Source organism: Cupriavidus pauculus, assembly GCF_002858765.1.
In the GTDB taxonomy this organism is placed as follows: Bacteria; Pseudomonadota; Gammaproteobacteria; order Burkholderiales; family Burkholderiaceae; genus Cupriavidus; species Cupriavidus pauculus_B.
Map to the genome: position 1 here is coordinate 1 of NZ_PJRP01000016.1, position 19,117 is coordinate 19,117.

Annotated in this window: 19 protein-coding genes and 1 pseudogene; 10 read left to right on the forward strand and 10 right to left on the reverse strand. The window is 66.5% G+C overall.

Going from position 1 to position 19,117, the window contains the following annotated elements; genetic code table 11:
- Nucleotides 1-108: 108 nt before the first annotated feature.
- From CYJ10_RS25685 to CYJ10_RS25700, 4 genes and pseudogenes are all read left to right on the forward strand, one after another.
- Nucleotides 109-516: pseudogene (locus tag CYJ10_RS25685) on the forward strand (class II aldolase/adducin family protein); the annotation flags it as partial.
- A 41-nt stretch (nt 517-557) separates the two neighbouring features.
- Nucleotides 558-1,493 (forward strand): glutathione S-transferase family protein, encoded by a 936-nt coding sequence (locus tag CYJ10_RS25690; protein WP_101684275.1) that lies wholly within the window; start codon nt 558-560, stop codon nt 1,491-1,493.
- An 86-nt stretch (nt 1,494-1,579) separates the two neighbouring features.
- Entirely contained in the window at nt 1,580-2,482 is a 903-nt protein-coding gene (locus CYJ10_RS25695; RefSeq protein WP_101684276.1) for an SDR family oxidoreductase, read from the forward strand.
- Between the two features lie 66 nt (nt 2,483-2,548).
- The gene (locus CYJ10_RS25700) at nt 2,549-3,469 is read left to right on the forward strand and encodes an alpha/beta fold hydrolase (RefSeq protein WP_101684277.1); all 921 of its coding nucleotides are present in this window, start codon (nt 2,549-2,551) and stop codon (nt 3,467-3,469) included.
- Between the two features lie 57 nt (nt 3,470-3,526).
- On the opposite strand, the gene CYJ10_RS25705 is transcribed toward CYJ10_RS25700, so the two are convergent.
- Nucleotides 3,527-4,048: an O-acetyl-ADP-ribose deacetylase gene (locus CYJ10_RS25705; protein WP_101684278.1), complete on the reverse strand. Its 522-nt coding sequence runs from the start codon at nt 4,046-4,048 to the stop codon at nt 3,527-3,529.
- A gap of 284 nt (nt 4,049-4,332) precedes the next feature.
- Between CYJ10_RS25705 and CYJ10_RS25710 the strand changes: the two genes are divergently transcribed.
- The 5 genes from CYJ10_RS25710 to CYJ10_RS25730 all read left to right on the forward strand — a co-directional run bounded on the left by CYJ10_RS25710 (nt 4,333) and on the right by CYJ10_RS25730 (nt 9,229).
- Entirely contained in the window at nt 4,333-5,331 is a 999-nt protein-coding gene (locus tag CYJ10_RS25710; protein ID WP_257993534.1) for an alpha/beta hydrolase, read from the forward strand.
- A gap of 129 nt (nt 5,332-5,460) precedes the next feature.
- Nucleotides 5,461-6,444, forward strand: coding sequence for a tripartite tricarboxylate transporter substrate binding protein (locus CYJ10_RS25715; protein ID WP_101684280.1), 984 nt, complete (start codon nt 5,461-5,463; stop codon nt 6,442-6,444).
- Between the two features lie 61 nt (nt 6,445-6,505).
- Nucleotides 6,506-6,943 (forward strand): YbgC/FadM family acyl-CoA thioesterase, encoded by a 438-nt coding sequence (locus CYJ10_RS25720; RefSeq protein ID WP_066738038.1) that lies wholly within the window; start codon nt 6,506-6,508, stop codon nt 6,941-6,943.
- A 272-nt stretch (nt 6,944-7,215) separates the two neighbouring features.
- Nucleotides 7,216-8,310 carry a S1C family serine protease gene (locus CYJ10_RS25725; RefSeq protein ID WP_180863059.1) on the forward strand — a complete coding sequence of 365 codons (1,095 nt, stop codon included), beginning with the start codon at nt 7,216-7,218 and terminating at the stop codon, nt 8,308-8,310.
- Between the two features lie 16 nt (nt 8,311-8,326).
- Complete coding sequence (locus CYJ10_RS25730; protein WP_101684282.1) at nt 8,327-9,229, forward strand: hypothetical protein; 903 nt, start codon at nt 8,327-8,329, stop codon at nt 9,227-9,229.
- A gap of 76 nt (nt 9,230-9,305) precedes the next feature.
- Here CYJ10_RS25730 and denD read toward each other — a convergent pair whose 3' ends face one another.
- From denD to CYJ10_RS25765, 7 genes are all read right to left on the reverse strand, one after another.
- Nucleotides 9,306-10,277: a D-erythronate dehydrogenase gene (gene denD, locus CYJ10_RS25735; protein WP_101684283.1), complete on the reverse strand. Its 972-nt coding sequence runs from the start codon at nt 10,275-10,277 to the stop codon at nt 9,306-9,308.
- A gap of 31 nt (nt 10,278-10,308) precedes the next feature.
- On the reverse strand, nt 10,309-11,091 hold the full coding sequence (gene otnI, locus CYJ10_RS25740; RefSeq protein ID WP_101684284.1) for a 2-oxo-tetronate isomerase: 783 nt from the start codon (nt 11,089-11,091) through the stop codon (nt 10,309-10,311).
- Between the two features lie 28 nt (nt 11,092-11,119).
- Nucleotides 11,120-12,478, reverse strand: coding sequence for an MFS transporter (locus CYJ10_RS25745; RefSeq protein WP_101684285.1), 1,359 nt, complete (start codon nt 12,476-12,478; stop codon nt 11,120-11,122).
- Between the two features lie 193 nt (nt 12,479-12,671).
- Nucleotides 12,672-13,313 carry a 3-oxo-tetronate 4-phosphate decarboxylase gene (otnC, locus tag CYJ10_RS25750; protein WP_101684286.1) on the reverse strand — a complete coding sequence of 214 codons (642 nt, stop codon included), beginning with the start codon at nt 13,311-13,313 and terminating at the stop codon, nt 12,672-12,674.
- On the reverse strand, nt 13,310-14,611 hold the full coding sequence (gene otnK / locus CYJ10_RS25755) for a 3-oxo-tetronate kinase (RefSeq protein WP_101684287.1): 1,302 nt from the start codon (nt 14,609-14,611) through the stop codon (nt 13,310-13,312). Before otnK ends, otnC begins: the two co-directional genes overlap by 4 nt.
- Before the next feature lie 4 nt (nt 14,612-14,615).
- Nucleotides 14,616-15,515 carry an L-threonate dehydrogenase gene (ltnD, locus tag CYJ10_RS25760; protein WP_101684288.1) on the reverse strand — a complete coding sequence of 300 codons (900 nt, stop codon included), beginning with the start codon at nt 15,513-15,515 and terminating at the stop codon, nt 14,616-14,618.
- A gap of 20 nt (nt 15,516-15,535) precedes the next feature.
- Complete coding sequence (locus tag CYJ10_RS25765; protein ID WP_101684289.1) at nt 15,536-16,279, reverse strand: FadR/GntR family transcriptional regulator; 744 nt, start codon at nt 16,277-16,279, stop codon at nt 15,536-15,538.
- Nucleotides 16,280-16,465: 186 nt separating this feature from the next.
- On the opposite strand from CYJ10_RS25765, the gene CYJ10_RS25770 reads away from it, so the two are divergent.
- Nucleotides 16,466-16,900: a GNAT family N-acetyltransferase gene (locus CYJ10_RS25770; RefSeq protein WP_101684290.1), complete on the forward strand. Its 435-nt coding sequence runs from the start codon at nt 16,466-16,468 to the stop codon at nt 16,898-16,900.
- A 25-nt stretch (nt 16,901-16,925) separates the two neighbouring features.
- Here CYJ10_RS25770 and CYJ10_RS25775 read toward each other — a convergent pair whose 3' ends face one another.
- Nucleotides 16,926-18,080 carry a CaiB/BaiF CoA transferase family protein gene (locus CYJ10_RS25775; RefSeq protein WP_101684412.1) on the reverse strand — a complete coding sequence of 385 codons (1,155 nt, stop codon included), beginning with the start codon at nt 18,078-18,080 and terminating at the stop codon, nt 16,926-16,928.
- Between the two features lie 35 nt (nt 18,081-18,115).
- The gene (locus CYJ10_RS25780) at nt 18,116-19,102 is read right to left on the reverse strand and encodes a Bug family tripartite tricarboxylate transporter substrate binding protein (protein WP_101684291.1); all 987 of its coding nucleotides are present in this window, start codon (nt 19,100-19,102) and stop codon (nt 18,116-18,118) included.
- Nucleotides 19,103-19,117: the final 15 nt, after the last annotated feature.

Here is a 19,117-nt window from a genome sequence, read left to right on the forward strand (position 1 = left end):
AACATCGGTGACTCCTGAAGTCGTAGTGAGGGTCCCAATGTCACTCATTCCGAAATGCGCAGGTAGCTGGCAGAATGGCATATCGCTTATGCCATTCGGGAATGACGGACGCTGGGGCGCACGCTTGATCCGCTGACGCAGGATGTCTGCGCGTTCTACAACGACCATGCGTTGTACGACGACTTCGGCGGCGTGGTGGTCGAACTGGACGAAGGCCAGCGCATCGCCAACGCGCTGGGCCCGAACAAGGCGGCCATCCTGCAGAACCATGGCCTGCTGACGGTGGGCAAGACCGTGGACGAGGCCGCCTGGTGGTTTATCACGATGGAGCGGTCGTGCCAGGTGCAGATTCTGGCGGAGTCCGCAGCGGCCCGGACGGGCCAGGCACCGAAGCTGATTGGCGATGCGGCGGCCCGCCAGGCCTATTCGATCGTCGGTACGGCGCAGGCCGGCTGGTTCCAGTTCCAGCCGTTATACGCACGTATCGTTAAAGAACAGCCGGATCTGCTCGATTAAGAAGGAGTCGATCTCCCGGATCTCATTCCTGAAAGGCCAAGATGCCAGACATCATCCTTCATCAATACGCAACATCGCCGTTTTCCGAGAAAGTACGGCTTGTGCTGGGCGCCAAGGGCTTGTCCTGGTGCGCGGTGGAAATTCCGCCGATCATGCCCAAGCCCGATGTCACGGCGCTGACCGGCGGCTACCGCCGCACGCCGGTCATGCAGATTGGCGCCGATATCTATTGCGATACGGCGCTGATCTGCGCGGTGCTGGACCGCATGACGCCCAATCCGCCGCTGTATCCGACGGCCCAGGCCGCGCAGTCGCGCATCATGGCCGCCTGGATTGACAGCGCGCTGTTTACGGCCACGGTGACTTACGCGATGCAGCCGGCCGGGGTGCAGGCGATGCTGTCGCATCTGTCGCCCGGACAGATCCAGGCCTTCATGGCCGACCGCAAGGCCATGCGCGGCGACTCCAACGCGCTGCGCATGCCGTTGCCCGAGGCGGCGGCGATGCTGCACGAGACCTTCGCGCGGCTGCAGGAGCAGCTTTCCACCGGCTTGCAGCATGTGGCCGGCCCGGAACTGTCGATCGCCGATTTCTCGCTGTTTCACTGCATCTGGTTTATCCGGCGCGCCCCGGCGCTGGCGGCATTGCTCGACGGGTATCCGCTGGTCAAGACGTGGTTCGCGCGCATGCAGGCGTATGGCCACGGCAAGCTGCGCGTGATTCCTGCCGAGTCAGCCATTGCCGATGCCTGCGATCACGACCCGCTGCCACACGACACGACCATCCTGCCTGGCGCCGGCTTCTCGGCCGGTGACGCAGTGACCGTCACCCCTAGCGACTACGCCAGGGATCCGGTGGCCGGCGTGCTGCTGACGCTGACCGAGCACGTGGTCACGATTCGCCGGCAGGACCCGCGTGCGGGCGCGGTCAACGTGCATTTCCCGCGCCAGGGCTACCACGTCCAGGCCGCAGGTTGAGTCGCTGATTGTGCTGTGTTTTCCCGTCTCCCACTTGTGGGAGACGGGAGCAAACCGACAAGAATCCGAAAACGGAGGAGACACCCATGAAGCAGTTTGAAGGCAAGGTCGCCGTCATCACTGGCGGCGCATCGGGATTCGGCAAGGAGTTTGCGCGGATTGGTGCCCAGATGGGTATGAAGCTCGTGCTGGCCGATGTCCAGGAAGACGCGCTCGACGCCGCCGTGGCTGAGTTCAAGGCGCAAGGGGCCCAGGTCATCGGGCTGCGCACGGATGTATCGAAAGCCGAACAGGTTCAGGCATTGGCCGATGCGGCCATGACGGCCTTCGGCGAGGTCAATCTGGTCTTTAACAACGCCGGCGTCGGCGCGGGCGGCCTGCTGTGGGAAAACTCCGAGAAAGACTGGGAGTGGGTGCTGGGCGTCAACCTGTACGGCGTGATCCACGGCGTGCGCATCTTCACGCCGCTGATGCTGGAAGCCGCGAAGAAGGACCCGGGCTTCCAGGGCCATATCGTCAACACGGCGTCGATGGCGGGCCTGCTGAACCCGCCGGCGATGGGCGTCTACAACGTGTCCAAGCACGCGGTGGTGTCGCTCTCCGAAACGCTTTACCAGGACCTGAGCCTGGTCACCGAACAGGTGCGCTGCTCGGTACTGTGCCCATACTTCGTGCCGACCGGCATCAGCCAGTCGCAGCGCAACCGGCCTGCCGGGCTGGCCAACGATGCACCGCCCACGCGCTCGCAGATGGTGTCGCAGGCGCTGTCGGACAAGGCGGTCAATTCGGGCAAGGTCACGGCGGCGGACGTGGCACAGATGACGTTCGACGCCATTCGCGACGAAAGCTTCTATATTTATTCCCACCCGCAGGCCCTGGCCACGGTGCAGCACCGCATGGAGGACATCGTCAACCAGCGCAATCCTGGCGATCCGTTCGGCGACAAGCCCGAAGTCCGTGCCGGTCTGGTTGCCGCGCTGCGCGGCTGACCTGGCCACTTTCTTGCATCGTCGATCGGGAGACCTGTGATGGCAGAAATGGCCAGGGAGACAACGATGACCGCACCCGCCGTGATTCATCATTTGCAGTTCGCCAACCTGCCCAACGGCACGCGGCTGCATTACGGCAGTGCGGGCGAGCAGGGCAAGCCGCTGATTCTGTTCGTGCACGGCTTTCCCGAGTTCTGGTACGCGTGGGAGCGCCAACTGGCGGAATTCGGCCAGACCCACTTTGCGGTGGCGCCCGATCTGCGCGGCTTCAATTTGTCGAGCAAGCCGGCGTCGCCGGACGCCTACAAGCCGAAGCTGCTGGTTGAAGACCTGGTGCAGCTGATCCGGGTGCTGGGTTACGAGCGCTGCACGATCGTGGCGCACGACTGGGGCGGGGCGGTCTGCTGGAACCTGGTGGCGCAGTTTCCGGAGCTGGTCGAGCGCTTTGTCATCATCAACTCGCCGCATCCGTACCTGTTCGCCCGGGCGCTGTCGGCCGACCCGGCGCAGCAGCAGGCGTCGGCCTACATGAACTGGCTGCGCAAGCCCGGTTCGGAGCAGGCGCTGGCGGCCAACGACTTTGCCTTGCTGGAGAAGATGCTGACGGGCGATGCGGGCGCCGTGCCGGCCTGGTTCGCGGGCGAGACCCGCGCGAAGTACCACGCGGCATGGTCGGCGCCGGGCGATGAGGATTCGCACCCGCTGACCGGTGGCGTCAACTACTACCGGGCCACGCCGATGCATCCGCCGGCGCCGGGCGAGACCGCGCCCGACATCTCGCGGCTGGACCCCGCGATGTTCGTGATCCGGGTGCCAACGCTGGTGATCTGGGGCGAAAACGACCGCGCGCTGCCCAAGTCGCTGGTCGACGGGCTCGAAGACTTCGTCCCGGACCTGCGCCTGGAGCGCATTCCCGAAGGCACGCACTGGGTCATCCACGAGCAGCCCGAGCGGATCAACCTGCTGATCCGCAGCGCGCTGCCGTGACGGCTCGCGGCAAGGGAAGCAGGGCGCTGGCGGCGGGTGTCGCCAGCGCGCCGCCCATTATTTAAGCCGTTCGCGATACAGCTTGAAGTTCTCGTCGTCGAAGCAGACGAAGGTCACCTGCTCGATCGACGGGGCGCGGCCCAATGCCTCGCGCACCGCCGCGATGGCGATGTCGACGGCCCGCTCGCGCGGGAAACCGTAGATGCCCGTGCTGATGTTCGGAAACGCCACCGTGCGCAGGTTATGGTCCCCTGCCAGCCGGATGCTGTTGCGGTAGGCGCCGGCCAGCAGACCTTCTTCGTTCTGCGCGCCGCCCTGCCAGACTGGCCCCACGGCATGGATGACATAAGGGGCCGGCAACAGCCCGCCCGTGGTAATCACTGCCTCGCCAGTCGGACAGCCCCCCTGGGCGTCGCGAATCGCCCGGCATGCGGCCCCGATGGCCGGCCCGCCCGCGCCGTGAATGGCGCCGTCCACGCCGCCTCCGCCTAGCAGCCCGCTATTGGCCGCGTTGACGATCGCATCGACTTCCATCCGGGTGATATCCCCATGCACAACCTGCAAGTGTTCGCCTGTCATGGTGTCTCCTGATTAATAGGGGTGCCGTGCTGGCGTTGCACGCCCTACAAGCATAGGCGCCGAACGTGCGCCCGGCAGCATCGCAAGCATGGCCGGTGATCGCGCAAAAGGTGCTTCAAGCGTTGTCTTGAGGGTTATTTCGTAATGCTGCATGCCGGAAAGGCTGGCATGATACGGAAATCGAACGACCGTTCACAATTTGTCATTTTGTGAACCTGTGATCCTGGTGTGCCCCCGGTCGGTATCGGTCTAACATGGCCGATTGTCCGATTTCGACTGTCCTTATGTCCGCTCAGCTTTCTCCGTCCGTTCCCGGCTTGCCCGCCCAGCCGCTCGACCCCCAGGTCGCGCAGCTGCTGGAACTGATTGCGCGGGCCAAGCGTCCGGCCATCCATACGATGGACCCGGCGGACGCCAAGATCGGCTACGAAAAAAGCGCGCCGATCCTGGACCTGTCGCCGGCAGCGGTACACAGCGTCGAGGATTTCGCGGTCACGGCCCGCGATGGCCACGCCATTCCCGTGCGACTCTATGCGCCGCGCGAAGCCAGCTGGGCCGATCCGTTGTCGCTGCTGGTCTACTTCCACGGCGGCGGGTTCACCGTCGGCAGCATCAACTCCCATGACGCGCTGTGCCGGGTGTTCTGCAACGGCGCCGATTGCCTGGTGCTGTCGGTCGACTATCGGCTCGGCCCCGTCTGGAAATTCCCGACCGCCGCCAACGACGCCTTCGATGTCCTCCATTGGGTGTTCGACGAAGCGGCCCGGCTTGGCGCCGATCCCGCCCGGATCGCCGTGGGCGGCGACAGCGCGGGCGGCACGCTGGCGGCGGCGTGTGCTGTCGAGGCGCGTGATACCGGCCTGAAACCGGTGCTGCAGATGCTGATCTATCCGGGCACCAGCGCGCGTCAGGACACCCCGTCGCACCACGCGCTGGCCGACGGCTACCTGCTGACAGCCGACATGATCCAGTGGTTCTTTGGCCAGTACCTGGACCAGGATGCCAGCCGCGACGACTGGCGCTTTGCGCCGCTCGACGGTGGCGGGCAGGGGGCCGACGTCCGGGGCGTATGCCCGGCCTGGATTGCCGTGGCCGGCTACGATCCGCTGCACGACGAAGGCGTGGCCTACGCAGCCAAGCTCCAGGCGGCGGGTGTAGTGGCCGCGCTGGCCGACTACCCGACGATGATTCACGATTTCTTCAAGATGGGACGCTTTATCCATGCGGTGGCCGGCGCCCATGCCGACGCCATCGCGGCCTTGCAGGAGGCGTTCCAGAGATAGGCCATCAAGTCGACCATCAACGAATTTCGGCCTGACCCTACCCATAACAACCGGGGCGGGCCCGCAACTGTTTCACGGTTTATCGAAGTCGCAACAGTGCATTTTTTGCAGCAGAAGGAGACAACACTCATGCAACGCCGCCACTTTATGGCCCAGGTGGGCCTGATCGCCGCTTCGGCCGCAGTTGGACTGGCCGCCATGCCGGCACACGCCCAGGCGGACAAATTCCCGAATCGCCCGATTCGCCTGATCATTGGCTACACCGCCGGGGGTTCCACGGACATTCCTTTCCGCGTGCTGGCGGACAACGCCTCGAAGATCCTGGGCCAGCCCGTGATCGTCGAGAACAAGCCCGGTGCCGGCGGCGTACTGCCCGCCCAACTGATGCAGTCGACGGCGCCGGACGGCTACACGCTGGCCCAGGTGGCCATGCCCGTGTACCGCCTGCCGTACACCACCAAGATCAACTGGGACCCGGTCAAGGACCTGAGCTACATCATCAACCTGGCCGGCTATTCGTTTGGCCTGGTGGTGCCCGCCGATTCGCCGATCAAGACGATGCAGGACTACATCGCCTACGCCAAGGCCAATCCGGGCAAGCTGACCTACGGTTCGCCGGGGTCGATGACCACGCTGCACCTGACCATGGAAGATCTGGCCATGCGCCAGGGTGTGCAGTTCTCGCACATCCCGTACAAGGGCAATTCGGAATCGATGCAGGCGCTGCTGGGCGGCCACGTGATGTCGGTGGCCGACACGCCGGCCTGGGCCCAGTACGTGGAATCGGGCAAGCTGCGCCTGCTGTCCACCTGGGGCGACAAGCGCTCGGCGCGCTTCCCGAACGTGCCGACGCTGAAGGAACTGGGCATGGGTATCGTGCAGACCTCGCCGTTCGGCCTGGTGGCGCCCAAGGGCACCGATCCGGCCATCGTCAAGAAGCTGCATGACGCGTTCAAGCAGGCCATGGAGATGCCGAACTACCGCGAATCGCTGGCCAAGTTCGACATGGAGCCGTACTACATGAGCACCACCCAGTACGCGGCGTTTGCGGCGGACACGGTCAAGCGCGAGCGCGCGATCATCGAGAAGCTGGGACTGAACAAGCCGCAATAAGCCTGTCACCGGACGGGGCGTTCCACGGAGCGCCCCGTTTTTCATTGGGAGCGCCAGTCCGATGGCCAAAGAGGATTTCCGCCACAGCATGCCGCTGCGCGTGCGCTGGGCCGAAGTCGATCCGCAGTCGATCGTCTTCAACGCCCACTATCTGACCTACTGCGACATCTGCGTGACCGAATACTGGCGCGCGGTGGGCATCCGCTACCCCGAAGACGTCCTGCACGCGCATGGCGTGGACATCTTCGTGGTCAAGTCCACGCTGGAGTACCACGCATCGGCGCGTTTCGACGACATGCTGGACATCCGCGGCCGCATGGCGCGGCTGGGGCGCTCCAGCATGCTGTTCCGCGTGGAGATGTATCGCGGCGACGAACACCTGATTACCGGCGAGATTGTCTACGTGTGCGCGGACCCGAAGACGCAGAAGTCCGCGCCGATCCCCGCGCAGGTGCGCGAGACGATCGACGCCTGGGAGGTGGTCAAGCCGGCTGCCTGATCGATCGACACGGGGTTGCGTCGGGCGCCCCCTGAAAGCGGGGTGTTGCTGGTGGGCGACATTTATGCCCCGATACCGGGACTGGCGCGCTCACCGACGCGATGTTGCGGGCCGCCGGACGCAGACTTTGCATCCGGCTCGGTAAAATGCGATGCGCATTGCGCCGTGCAGACCATGCCGGCTGCAAAAGGGGCGCCGCCAGTTGCGATCTGGCGAGCGTGTCCGGGCGCGTTCCGCAAACGACAAAAATATCGACGGGGAAGGTCAAGCATATGGCCAATTTCTGGGGGCGGCGCCTGGCGTCGCGCTGTGTTGTCATGGCCTTGGCGAGTGCCACGCTCGCGACTGCCGCACATGCGATGGACGCGGCCGATCTCTATGATCGGCGGGCGCCCAGCATCTGGGTTGTCAAGGTATTCGATGGCCAAAAGAAGCAGACGGGCGTAGGCAGCGCCGTCGCCACGGGCAAGGACGAACTGACCACCAATTGCCACGTGCTGCGCAATGCCAAGTCGGTATCGGTCGTGCATACGGGCAAGACGTTGCCGGCCACCCTGCGCCATGCCGATCCCGAGCGCGACTTGTGCATCCTGGTGGCACCTGGCATCAACGCGCCCGTGGTGCCCATTGCGCCGATTTCGTCGATTCGTGTCGGCCAGCGTGTCTATGCCATTGGCGCGCCCCGAGGCCTGGAGCTGACCCTCAGCGATGGCCTCATTGCCTCGCTGCATCGCAACGAAACGGGCGAACTGACACAGATTCAGATTAGCGTGCCGGTTTCGCCCGGCTCCAGTGGCGGCGGGCTGTTCGATACCGACGGCCGGCTGATTGGCGTCCCGTACATGACGCTGCGCGAGGCGCAGAACGTCAACTTTGCGATTCCGTCGACGTGGATTGCCGAAGTGCCGGCACGCTCGGCCGTCGCGGTTGCGAACTATCGCGCTGAAGTGGCGGCACGCAATGCCGCCACCGCTGCGGCTGTGGCGACGGCTGGCACCCTGGCTGCCCGGGGGCCGCAACTGGGCCGCAAGCTCAATGGCGCCGAGATTCGCGAGCACTATCGCACGCATACCCATTTCTTTGGCCGCGATCCGTCCGACGTGCAATACACGTTCGACTTCGACGGGGGCGGCAAGATGGGGGTCAAGCACGTGTGGACGCGCGGCAATGCGTACTCGGACGGCAGCTTCACCGTTGCAGAGGATTCCGACCAGGTCTGCCTGACGATGAACAACCCGCGTTTTATCGCCATGACAAGCTGCTACGAGCTCTATGACAACGCGGGCAAGTTCACGTTGAAGTCGGTGTCGCGCGAATACGCGCTGACGTATCCGGATGCCGAGCAGGCAGTACAGCAGCTGAACTGACGGGAGCCGACGCATCATGAACCGTATCTTGCGCCGTGCGCTGGGGGTGGCGTCGCTCGCCCTGACCGTTGCGTTGACGGCCTGCGCGCCGGCCACTGTCAGCTCCACCAATCGCGCACGCGACTACGTGGCCAAGCCCGGCCGGCTCTACGTCATCTATCTGACCAACCTGGCCTGGGGCCAGGATTTTGTCACCGCCTTTCGCGACAAGTTTCGCGAGATCGCCGCACGGTGCGGCACGACGGTGGAATTCGAGTCCTACACGGGACTGGAACTGGAAGAGCGCGGCATGCTGGTTCGCGCTGCAGAATTTGGCGCGGATACGATCCTCAGCATCAGCCACGGTGGTGGCGTCATCATGATGCCGGAAGGGCGCCGGGTCTCCGTTCACTACGCGACGACGCTGCAGGACATGCGCGAAAGCCGCGTCGTCTGGCGCGGAAAGTTCGATTTTGGCCGCGGCGGCACGCTGATTCCGATCGAGGAGCGCGCCCAGGTATTCGCCATCGAACTGACCAACAGCCTGAAGCAGGACCAACTGCTGCGAGGCTGTACGCAGATCGCCATCGGATCGAACAATCGACTGGCGCAGGCGGCGCCCGGCACGCCTACGGCACCCAAGGCCGCATCCCAGTCGCCCGCCGTTGCGGCAGCCCCGGCGCCGGCCGACAAGCGTCCGGCTGCGGCAACCTCGTCGGCACAGTCGGCTGCTCCCTCGGGCAACGCCGCGAAGGCGCCGGCAAGGCGCGATGGCGATGTCGTGCCGCCCGCCACTGCCGGTCAGGTGAAGATGAGCGAACTCGATGCGCTGCTGGTACCCGAACCGGTCACCCGCAGGATGCCGGCTGGCGCCACGCTTCCCGCCAGCCCGGTCAAGGCGGGGATGGGCGAACTTGAATCGCTGCTGCCGGCGCAATAACTGGCGCAGCCGGCCGAGCCACCGGCAGTGACCGCGCGACATCGGCCATACACCGATGTCGCGCGGCGCAACCGGTTCAGAGCGTCAGGCCCGCATCCTCCGCGTAGGCGCGGATCACCGAATCGAAGTCGGCGTCGCTGACAAATCCCAGTTCCAGCGCGCGGGAAGGGTCCCACGCGGCCGGCCAGGTGCCGACGATCTTCTCGACGCGCTCCTCACGCTCCCAGGTCACGCGGTTGGCCACCGCATCGCCGGCCACGCGGCGCAGGGCGTCCACCATCTGCGCCGCCGTCACCGACAGCCCCGGCAGGTTCACCACGCGGCGATTGCCGAAGCGGGCGCCGTCCAGTTCGATGCCATTGACCAGCGCCTGGATCGCGCCGCGCGGGGACAGCAGCCACAGCGCGGTGTCCGGGTGCACCGGGCAGTTGGCGGCCACGCCCGACAACGGTTCGCGGATGATGCCGCTGGCGAACGACGACGCGGCGGCATTGGGCTTGCCCGGCCGCACGCTGATCGTCGGCAGGCGCAGCACGCGGCCATCCACGAAACCCTTGCGGCTGTAGTCGGACAGCAGCAGTTCGCCGATGGCCTTCTGCGCGCCGTACGAAGACTGCGGATTCAGCGCGGTATCGTCCTGCACCACGGGCGGCAGCTTGCCGCCATAGACGGCAACCGAGCTTGTGAACACCACGCGCGGCACGTGGCCGACCTGGCGGCACTTTTCCAGCAGCGCCCGCGAGGCGTCCAGGTTCACGCGCATGCCTAGGTCGAAATCGGCCTCGGCCTGCCCGCTGACCACGGCGGCCAGGTGAAAGATGGCGCCGGTGTCGCGGTCGATGGCCTGCGCGAGCACGGCCGGATCGGACAGGTCGCCGGTCACCACGCGCACGCGCGCATCGTCGATCTGCGGCGCCACCACGTCGAGCAGCGTGAGCTTGTCGATCGTGACGGCGCGGCCGTCCAGGTTCAGCGTGCCGCGCTTGAGCAGCAGGCGGGCCAGTTGCAGGCCCAGGAAACCGGCGCCGCCGGTAATCAGTACGTTCATGGTTGCAACAATCCGGTGGGTTTGCGGAGGATCAACGCTTCAGGTACGGCTTGAGCCAGCCCAGGCCCTCGGACGTGCCGGCGCGCGGGCGGTACTCGCAGCCGATCCAGCCCGTGTAGCCGAGCCGGTCGATCGCGTCGAACAGGTACGGGTAGTTCAGCTCGCCGATGTCCGGCTCGTGCCGTTCGGGCACGCCGGCAATCTGGATATGGCCGATTCCGGCAAAGTCGCGCTCCAGCTTCTTCGCGATGTCGCCTTCCACGATCTGGCAGTGGTAGCAGTCGAACTGCACCTTCAGGTTGGCGGCGCCCACCTGCTGGCAGATGGCCTGGCCGTCGTCCTGGCGATTCAGGAAGTAGCCCGGCATGTCGCGCGTGTTGATCGGCTCGATCAGCACCGTGATACCGTGCGCAGCCGCCGACGCTGCGGCGTAGGCCAGGTTTTCCAGATAGACGGCGCGGCAGCGGGCGCGGTCGGCGTCGGCCGGCACGAGGCCAGCCATCACGTGCACCCGGTCGTTGCCGATCACGGCCGCGTATTCCAGCGCCTTGGCAAACGCATTGCGGAACTCGGTCTCGCGGCCGGGCAGCGCGGCGATGCCACGCTCGCCGGCGGCCCAGTCGCCCGGCGGCGCGTTGAACAGGGCCTGGGTCAGGCCATGCGCGTCCAGCCGCTGGCGGATCTCGGCGGCCGGATGGTCGTATGGGAACAGGTACTCCACGGCCTGGAAGCCGTCCTTTGCCGCTGCGGCAAAGCGGTCCAGGAAGTCGTGTTCCGTGTACATCATCGAGAGGTTCGCGGCAAAGCGCGGCATGTCAGGTCTCCTGGAAATTCAGATTCGATCAGCGGTTGACCAGCTTGGCCGGGGTCAGCCACACCAGCAGGGCGCCCACGATCAGGATGGCCGACAGCACATACATCGGCAATTGCGTGCTCTGTGTCAGGTCCTTGAGCGCGCCGACCATGTACGGCGACACAAAGCCTGCCAGGTTGCCCACCGAGTTGACCACGGCGATGCCCGATGCGGCGGCAATGCCGCTCAGGAACGACGTCGGCAGCGACCAGAACAGCGGTGCGCAGGTCAGCACGCCGGCGGCGGCCAGCGACAGCGCGGCGATGGCCACGGTCGTATTGTGGGTGAACGACGCCGCAATCGCAAAGCCCGTGGCGCCCATCAGTGCCGGCACGATCAGGTGCCAGCGGCGTTCGCGACGGGCGTCGGCGCTGTGGCCCAGGATGTTCATGACGACGATCGCGCAGACGAACGGGATGGCGGAAAGCAGGCCGATGTTGAGGTTGCCGGTCACGCCGCTGGCCTTGACCAGCGTCGGCATCCAGAACGTCAGCGCGTACTGGCCGGTCACGAAACAGAAGTAGATCAGGCACATCCACCAGACGCGGCGGTCGCTGAACACGGCGCCCAGCGAATGCATGTCGCGCTGACCGTTGGCTGCGGCGGCGGCCGATGCGGCGCGCTCGTCCTCTTCGATATTGCGCTTGAGCACGCGCTTTTCGTCATTGCTGAGCCACGGCGCCTTGTCGATGCCGTCGCGCAGCACGAAGATCGTCACGATGCCGATGGCAAACGCGGGCAGCGCCTCGATGAAGAACATCCATTGCCAGCCGGCCCAGCCGTGGGTGTCGTGGAACGCGTCCATGATCCAGCCCGACAGCGGGTTGCCGAACATGCCGGCCACCGGAATGCCCGACATGAACAGCGCGATCATCTTGGCGCGGCGGTGCGACGGATACCAGTACGTCAGGTACAGGATCACGCCCGGATAGAAGCCCGCCTCGGCCAGGCCCAGCAGGAAACGCATGGCATAGAACTGCGTGGGCGTCTGCACGAACACGAACGCGGCCGAGATGATGCCCCACGTGATCATGATCCGCGCAATCCAGATGCGCGCGCCGATGCGGTGCATCAGCAGGTTGCTGGGCACCTCGAACAGGAAGTAGCCGATGAAGAACAGGCCGGCGCCCAGACCGAACACGGTCTCGGAGAACTGCAGGTCCTGCGCCATCTGCAGCTTGGCGAAGCCCACGTTGACGCGATCGAGGTAGGCGATCACGTAGCACAGCATCAGGAACGGCATGATGCGCCAGAACACCTTGTTGTAGGCGCTCTTTTCGGTGGCGGCGTCGGCGTTCAGCCGTGCGTCGGCGGCAGGGGTCCCCACCGCGGGGTTGGATGCGGTCATTTTTGGTCAGTCTCCACGTGTATTGAAAATTCAGCCGGTTTGCCCCCTCTCCCGCACGGCGGGGGAGGGTTGGGGAGAGGGCAGGGGCGTTTGTTTTGTGGCGTCGCCTGGGGGATGCGCTGGCCCTCTCCCCCGGCCCCCCTCCCGCCAGGCGGGAGAGGGGAGAAACAATCAGCCGGTAGGTATTACAGGTTCACCACCTCGCCTTGAACGTGTCGCGCAGTTCCGCCAGCGCGGCTTCATCGAGCGGGGCCGGCTTGTCTCCGAGCATCATCCAGAGCTTCGCGGTTTCTTCCAGCTCCTCCAGCGCCCAGGCGGCGCGCGACACGCTGTCTTCCCACACCACCGGGCCCAGGCGTGCCAGCAGCACGCCGCGCACCTCGTTGGCCAGTTGCGCCACGCGGGCGGCCACGGCCGGATCGCCGGGGCGGTGGTACGGAATCAGCGGGATATGGCCGACCTTCATCACGTAGTACGGCGTGATCGGCGGCAGCACGTCGTCGGGCTGCCAGACGCCGGCCAGCGTCAGGGCCACCAGGTGGGTCGAATGGGTGTGCACCACGCCGTGGGCGTTCGGGTTGTTGTCGTAGACACAGCGGTGCAGGGCCAGCGTCTTCGACGGCTTGTCGCCCGACACCCATGTGCCGTCGGTGGCCACCTTGGCCACCTTGGCCGGATCGAGCGTGCCCAGGCAGGCATCGGTGGGCGTGATCAGCCAGCCGTCTTCCAGGCGCGCGCTGATATTGCCGGCCGTGCCGACCGTGTAGCCGCGCTGGAACAGGCTGGCGCCGACGCGGCAGATCTCTTCGCGCAGTGCGCTTTCGTGCTGGCTCATCGCGCGGCTCCCAACGCCTGCAGCGCTTCGTCGAAGAAGTTCTCCGCGCCGAAGTTGCCCGATTTCAGGGCCAGCGCCAGCGGTTCGGCGTCCAGCGTGACCGCGGCCGGCACGCCCGGTGCAATCTGGCGGCCGATGCGCAGCGACTGCACGCCCAGCGCCTGCACCACGGCGCCCGACGTTTCGCCGCCGGCCACCACAAAGCGGCGCGTGCCGCGTGCCTTCAGGGTGGCGGCGATGCAGGCCAGCGCGTGCTCCACCAGTTCGCCAGCGCGTGCCACGCCCAGTTCGGCCTGCACGGCCTTGACCTGCTCGGGTTGCGCGGTGGCGTAGATCAGCACCGGTTCGTCATGGTCGCGTGCGAAGGCCAGGGCCTCGTCGGCCACGGCCTCGCCACGCGCCAGGCGCAGCGGGTCGATCCGCAGGGCGGGGCGCTTCTGGGCAATCCAGTGCGCCACCTGGCCGTTCGTGGCGCGCGATGCGCTGCCTGCCAGCACCACGCCATGGCCGTTGACGGCGGGCACGTCGGCCGCGTCGGTGCGCGCCGGCAGCAATCCGGCCCGGCGGAAATTCTCCGGCAGGCCCAGCGCGATGCCCGAGCCGCCGGTAATCAGCGGCAGCGCCGCGCAGCCTTCGCCCAGCGCGAACAGGTTGGCGTCGGAGATCGCATCGGCAATCGCCAGCTTTACGCCTTCGGCGCGCAGCGCGTCGATGCGGGTGCGCACGGCATCGGCACCCTTGCTCACGGTGTCATAACGCAGCAGCCCCACCTTGGCCTGGCTCTGGCGCTGCAGCACGCGCACCAGGTTGGCATCGGTCATCGGCGTCAGCGGATGATGCTCCATGCCCGATTCGTTGAGCAGGGCATCGGCCACGAACAGGTGACCCCGGAAGATCGTGCGGCCGTTCTCGGGGAAGGCCGGGCAGGCGATCGTGAAATCGCTGCCCAGCGCGTCGAGCAGGGCCTCGGCCACCGGGCCGATATTGCCGGCCTCGGTGGAATCGAACGTCGAGCAGTACTTGAACACGAACTGGCGGCAGCCCTGTTCGCGCAGCCAGGCCAGTGCAGCCAGCGACTGTGCCACCGCGTCGGCTGCCGGAATCGTGCGCGACTTCAACGCGACGACGATGGCGTCGGCTTCCACGGCCGACGTGGGCACGCCGATCGTCTGAACGGTGCGCATGCCGTTGCGCACCAGCGTGTTGGCCAGGTCGGTGGCGCCGGTGAAATCGTCGGCGATGCAGCCCAATAGCGGGCCATTCGCACGATTTGGGTGATTCGGGCGGTCGGTCGTCATCGCCTTACTCCTTCGTCTTGCCGGCCGGCAGTTCGATGCCCGGGAAGATCTTGATGACGGCCGAATCGTCCTCGCCGCCATGGCCGGCGGTGGATGCCATCATGAACATCTGGTGCGCGGCAGCCGACAGCGGCAGCGGAAATTTGCTGGTGCGCGCGGTGTCGAGCACCATGCCCAGGTCCTTGACGAAGATGTCGACGGCCGACAGCGGCGTGTAGTCGCCCGCCAGGATGTGCGGCACGCGGTTTTCAAACATCCACGAATTGCCGGCGCTGTGCGTGATGACGTCGTAGAGCGCGTCCGGGTCCACGCCTTCGCGCAGGCCCAGGGCCATGGCTTCGGCCGCGGCGGCGATATGCACGCCAGCCAGCAGCTGGTTGATGATCTTGACCTTCGAGCCCGCGCCGTGGGCATCGCCCAGGCGGTAGACCTTGCCGGCGATGGCGCCCAGCACGTCTTCGGCCAGCGCGTAGGCTTCGGCCGGGCCGGACGTCATCATCGTCATTTCGCCAGTGGCGGCGCGGGCGGCGCCGCCCGAGACCGGCGCGTCGATCAGCAGCAGGTCCTTTTCGGCCAGGCGCTTGCCCAGCGCTTCGGCAAAGCCGGGCGGCACGGTAGCGCTGGCAATCACGAGCTTGCCGGCGGCCATGGCCGGCACGGCACCCTGTTCGCCGAACAGCACCGATTCGGTCTGCGCGGCGTTGACCACCAGCGTGATCACCACGTCGCAGCGCTCGCCCAGTTCGGCCGGGCTGCCGCAGGGCACGCCGCCGGCGTCGGCAAAGCGGCGCAGCACTTCATCGCGCAGATCGAACGCATGGACCTTGAAGCCGGCGCGCAGCAGCGACTGCGCTACGCCATAGCCCATCGCGCCCAAGCCGATGACACCAATATTCCTGGACATGGAAATCTCCTGAAAGCGGATTAATGCGACGGGCCTTGCGGCAGGTCGCCGGCGGCAGCATCGTCGTCGCCCAATTGCGACAGGCGGCGCGCCGCGTTGTACATGTGGTTCTGCGCGGCATTGCGCGCGGCATCGGGGTCGCCCGCGCGGATGGCGGCGACGATGGCCTGGTGTTCCTCGCGCACCTGGCGCGAGAAGTCCTCGCGGCGCGCCTCGTTGGTACGCGTGACGCGCGTGGCGGTTTCCAGGTACTGGCTCAGGAACGCCAGGGTCTTGAGGAAGTAGGGGTTGCCGGTGGCTTCGGCGATGGCGCGGTGGAAGCCCACGTCGGCGTCCACCCCGTCGCCGCCGCCGGCCACTTCGGCATCCAGCCGGGCCAGCGCGGCGTCGATGCTGGCCATGGCCGCGTCGGTGCGGCGGCGGGCCGCCTGCGCGGCCACCTCGGCTTCGATGGAACGTCGCAGTTCCACGATCTGCAGCACCGATTCCAGCGTGCCGACGTCGGTGTAGTCGATGCGCAGCGGCCGGATGCCGGCCTGCTCTGTGACGAATACGCCGCTGCCCTGGCGCGATTCCACCAGCCCTTCGTACTTGAGCCGCGCAATGGCCTCGCGGATCACGGTGCGGCTGACGCCGAATTCCTCGGACAGCACGGCTTCGGTGGGCAGCTTGGCGCCACGCGGAAACACACCGCCTTCGATCTTTTCGAGTAGCTGTTCGGCCACGCTGTCGGTCAGCGCACGGGCTGGAATCTTCTGGAACATCGTCGTCACGTCATCGGGTAGTCAGGTCATCATACAAATTTCACACAGCGATGGCAGGGGGGAAATCCCTAGGACGGTGCGGGCAGTGGCCGATAATCGCACGGCTCCGCTGCGCCGCCTTGACCGCCATCACCTGCCCGGCGGCGTATCATTGCGCCTTTCTCAGACTTTCCGCCCTCGAACATCATGTCCGTCATCACCGATTCCGTACTGGTCTGCGCCTGGGATGAAGCCCGCGAACGTGCGCGCGCCATCCGCTACAGCGTGTTTGTAGAGGAGCAGGGCGTGCCGGTGGAACTGGAGTGGGACGACATGGACGCGCCAAGCTGGCACGCGCTGGCGTTTGCCCAGGACGGCACGCCGGTGGCCACGGGCCGGCTGCTGCCGGATGGCCATATTGGCCGCATGGCGGTGCTGAAGGTGGCGCGCGGCACGGGCGTGGGCGCGAAGGTGCTCGATGCACTGATGGCCAAGGCCGCCGAACTGGGCTACCCGGAGCTGATCCTCAACGCCCAGACCCACGCGGCGCCGTTCTACGCGCGCGTGGGTTTCGAGCAGGTGGGGGCGGAATTCGAGGAAGCCGGCATTCCCCACATCGAGATGCGCAAGCGCATCGGCTGAAATCCGGCCGGCTCCCGGTCTTCAGCTACGCGCCGAATTCGCCCAGCAGGGCCTCGCGGTCCTGGTCGAGCCGGGGCGCCGGTCGTACCGCGCCGGTCTGCCAGGCGTCGCCCATCTTGATCGGATTGCCCGCCACACGTAGCGACTTGTCGGCGCCGATGCCAACATCGAGCAGCATCTGCCGGGCCTCGACGTGGGCGTTGTCCATGATCTGCGGCACGCCGTTCAGCGGGCCATGCGGCACGCCGGCGGCCTCCAGGATGGCTTCCCATTCGGCAGTCGGCGCGTCGCGCAGGCGTGCCTCCAGGCATTGCTTCAGGTCCGCATGGTGCTCGTTGCGGGCCGGGACCGACGCGAACCGTGGATCGTCGGCCCATTCCGGCCGCCCCAGCGCCCCGCAGAGCCGTTCAAAGAGGGCGTCGTTGCCCACGGCGATGACGACAAAGCCGTCCTGCGTGGCAAACATGTCGAACGGCGTAATCGACGGGTGCCGCGTGCCGAGCGGCTTCGGCACGTTGCCGGTGGCCGAAAAACGCGCGATGGGGTTTTCCAGCAGCGCCACCTGGCAATCGAGCATCGAGATGTCGACCCGCTCGCCCAGCCCGGTGCCGGCGCGCCGCAGCAGCGCGGCCTGGATGCCGATGGTGGCATACAGTCCCGCGCCGATATCGCCAATCGACACCCCCACGCGCGCCGGATTGCCATCGGGCTCGCCGGTCACGCTCATCAGGCCGCCCATGGCCTGCACCACCATGTCGTAGGCGGGCCGGTTGCGGTAGGGGCCGGTCTGGCCGAAACCGGAGATCGACGCATAGACCAGGCGCGGATAGCGGGCGCGCAGCATCTCCCAGGTGTAGCCAAGCTTGTCCATCACGCCGGCGCGGAAGTTCTCCACCAGCACGTCGGCGCCTTCCAGCATCCGTTCCAGTACCGCGCGGTCCGACGCGTCCTTGAGATCGAGCGCGATCGACGACTTGTTGCGGTTCACCGACGCAAAGTAGGCCGACTCGCCGTCGACAAACGGCCCCACCTGGCGCGAATCGTCGCCCCGGCCGGGATTCTCGATCTTGATGACGCGGGCGCCCAGGTCGGCCAGCATCATCGTGCAGTAGGGGCCAGCCAGCACGCGTGTCAGGTCGACGACCGTGATGCCGTGCAGGGGGCCGTTTGGCGGGGTCATGTTGTCCTCCTTCATGTGCGATGTGCGGGTCGGCATCAGTCGATCTTCGCGCCGCTCGACTGCGCCAGGTCGACGCCGATCTTGCCTTCGCGGGCCGCGAAATCTCGGAATTCGGCCACCGATGCCGACACCGACACCTCGTCGCCCTGCGCCAGGAACCGCTTGCGCAGTTCGGGGTCGGCCATGACCCGGGCGGTGGCCGCGAACAGCTTGTCGATGATCTCGGGCGGCGTCTTCGCGGGGGCGAACAGCCCGTACCAGGCCGACAGGTCGTAGCCCTTGACCCCGCTTTCGGCGATGGTCGGCAACTGCGGGTTGGCGTTGGAGCGCTGGGCCGACGTGACGGCGATCGGCACCACCTTGTGGGTGTCGATCATCGGCTTGACCGACGGCGCCGTGCCAAAGGTCAGCTGCACGTCGCCGGCGGCCACGGCCTGGGCCGACGGCGCGCCGCCTTTGTATGGCACGTGCGTCATGCGCACGCCGGCCAGCTTGGTGAAGTAGACGCCGGCCAGGTGCGTGATCACGCCATTGCCCGACGACGAATAGTTGATGGCGCCCGGATGCGCCTTGGCCTGGGCGATCAGGTCCTGCACGTTCTTGATGCCGCTGTCCTTGTTGACGGCCAGGATCAGCGGGGCGGCCGACAGCTTGGTGATCGGCGCGAAATCGGATGGCTCGTAGCGGATGTTCTTGTACAGCACCTTGTCGCCGCCCATCAGGCTGGCCGTGGCGATATAGAGCGTGTAGCCGTCGGGCGCCGACTTGGCGACGTATTCGGCGGCGATTGTCGTGCCGGCGCCGGGCCGGTTGTCGACCACCACCGGTTGTCCAAGCTCGCGGCTCAGCGCATCGCCATAGAGCCGCGCCGTGTTGTCCGCGCCGCCGCCGGCCGGAAAGCCGATCACGAGCCGGATCGGCTTGTTGGGGTAGGCCGCCTGCGCCGAGGCGGCAACGGGCAGCGCCGCGAACAGCGTGCCGAAGAGGGCGAGCGCGGCGCGATGGGTCAGGGTGGTTGTCATGATGATGTCTCCTCC

What these genes read in the sequence shown, in the direction of transcription:
- CYJ10_RS25690 (WP_101684275.1), top strand. Translation starts at nt 558, where the DNA reads ATGCCAGACATCATCCTTCATCAATACGCAACATCGCCGTTTTCCGAG.
- CYJ10_RS25695 (WP_101684276.1), top strand. Translation starts at nt 1,580, where the DNA reads ATGAAGCAGTTTGAAGGCAAGGTCGCCGTCATCACTGGCGGCGCATCG.
- CYJ10_RS25700 (WP_101684277.1), top strand. Translation starts at nt 2,549, where the DNA reads ATGACCGCACCCGCCGTGATTCATCATTTGCAGTTCGCCAACCTGCCC.
- CYJ10_RS25705 (WP_101684278.1), bottom strand. Translation starts at nt 4,048, where the DNA reads ATGACAGGCGAACACTTGCAGGTTGTGCATGGGGATATCACCCGGATG.
- CYJ10_RS25710 (WP_257993534.1), top strand. Translation starts at nt 4,333, where the DNA reads ATGTCCGCTCAGCTTTCTCCGTCCGTTCCCGGCTTGCCCGCCCAGCCG.
- CYJ10_RS25715 (WP_101684280.1), top strand. Translation starts at nt 5,461, where the DNA reads ATGCAACGCCGCCACTTTATGGCCCAGGTGGGCCTGATCGCCGCTTCG.
- CYJ10_RS25720 (WP_066738038.1), top strand. Translation starts at nt 6,506, where the DNA reads ATGGCCAAAGAGGATTTCCGCCACAGCATGCCGCTGCGCGTGCGCTGG.
- CYJ10_RS25725 (WP_180863059.1), top strand. Translation starts at nt 7,216, where the DNA reads ATGGCCAATTTCTGGGGGCGGCGCCTGGCGTCGCGCTGTGTTGTCATG.
- CYJ10_RS25730 (WP_101684282.1), top strand. Translation starts at nt 8,327, where the DNA reads ATGAACCGTATCTTGCGCCGTGCGCTGGGGGTGGCGTCGCTCGCCCTG.
- denD (WP_101684283.1), bottom strand. Translation starts at nt 10,277, where the DNA reads ATGAACGTACTGATTACCGGCGGCGCCGGTTTCCTGGGCCTGCAACTG.
- otnI (WP_101684284.1), bottom strand. Translation starts at nt 11,091, where the DNA reads ATGCCGCGCTTTGCCGCGAACCTCTCGATGATGTACACGGAACACGAC.
- CYJ10_RS25745 (WP_101684285.1), bottom strand. Translation starts at nt 12,478, where the DNA reads ATGACCGCATCCAACCCCGCGGTGGGGACCCCTGCCGCCGACGCACGG.
- otnC (WP_101684286.1), bottom strand. Translation starts at nt 13,313, where the DNA reads ATGAGCCAGCACGAAAGCGCACTGCGCGAAGAGATCTGCCGCGTCGGC.
- otnK (WP_101684287.1), bottom strand. Translation starts at nt 14,611, where the DNA reads ATGACGACCGACCGCCCGAATCACCCAAATCGTGCGAATGGCCCGCTA.
- ltnD (WP_101684288.1), bottom strand. Translation starts at nt 15,515, where the DNA reads ATGTCCAGGAATATTGGTGTCATCGGCTTGGGCGCGATGGGCTATGGC.
- CYJ10_RS25765 (WP_101684289.1), bottom strand. Translation starts at nt 16,279, where the DNA reads ATGTTCCAGAAGATTCCAGCCCGTGCGCTGACCGACAGCGTGGCCGAA.
- CYJ10_RS25770 (WP_101684290.1), top strand. Translation starts at nt 16,466, where the DNA reads ATGTCCGTCATCACCGATTCCGTACTGGTCTGCGCCTGGGATGAAGCC.
- CYJ10_RS25775 (WP_101684412.1), bottom strand. Translation starts at nt 18,080, where the DNA reads ATGACCCCGCCAAACGGCCCCCTGCACGGCATCACGGTCGTCGACCTG.
- CYJ10_RS25780 (WP_101684291.1), bottom strand. Translation starts at nt 19,102, where the DNA reads ATGACAACCACCCTGACCCATCGCGCCGCGCTCGCCCTCTTCGGCACG.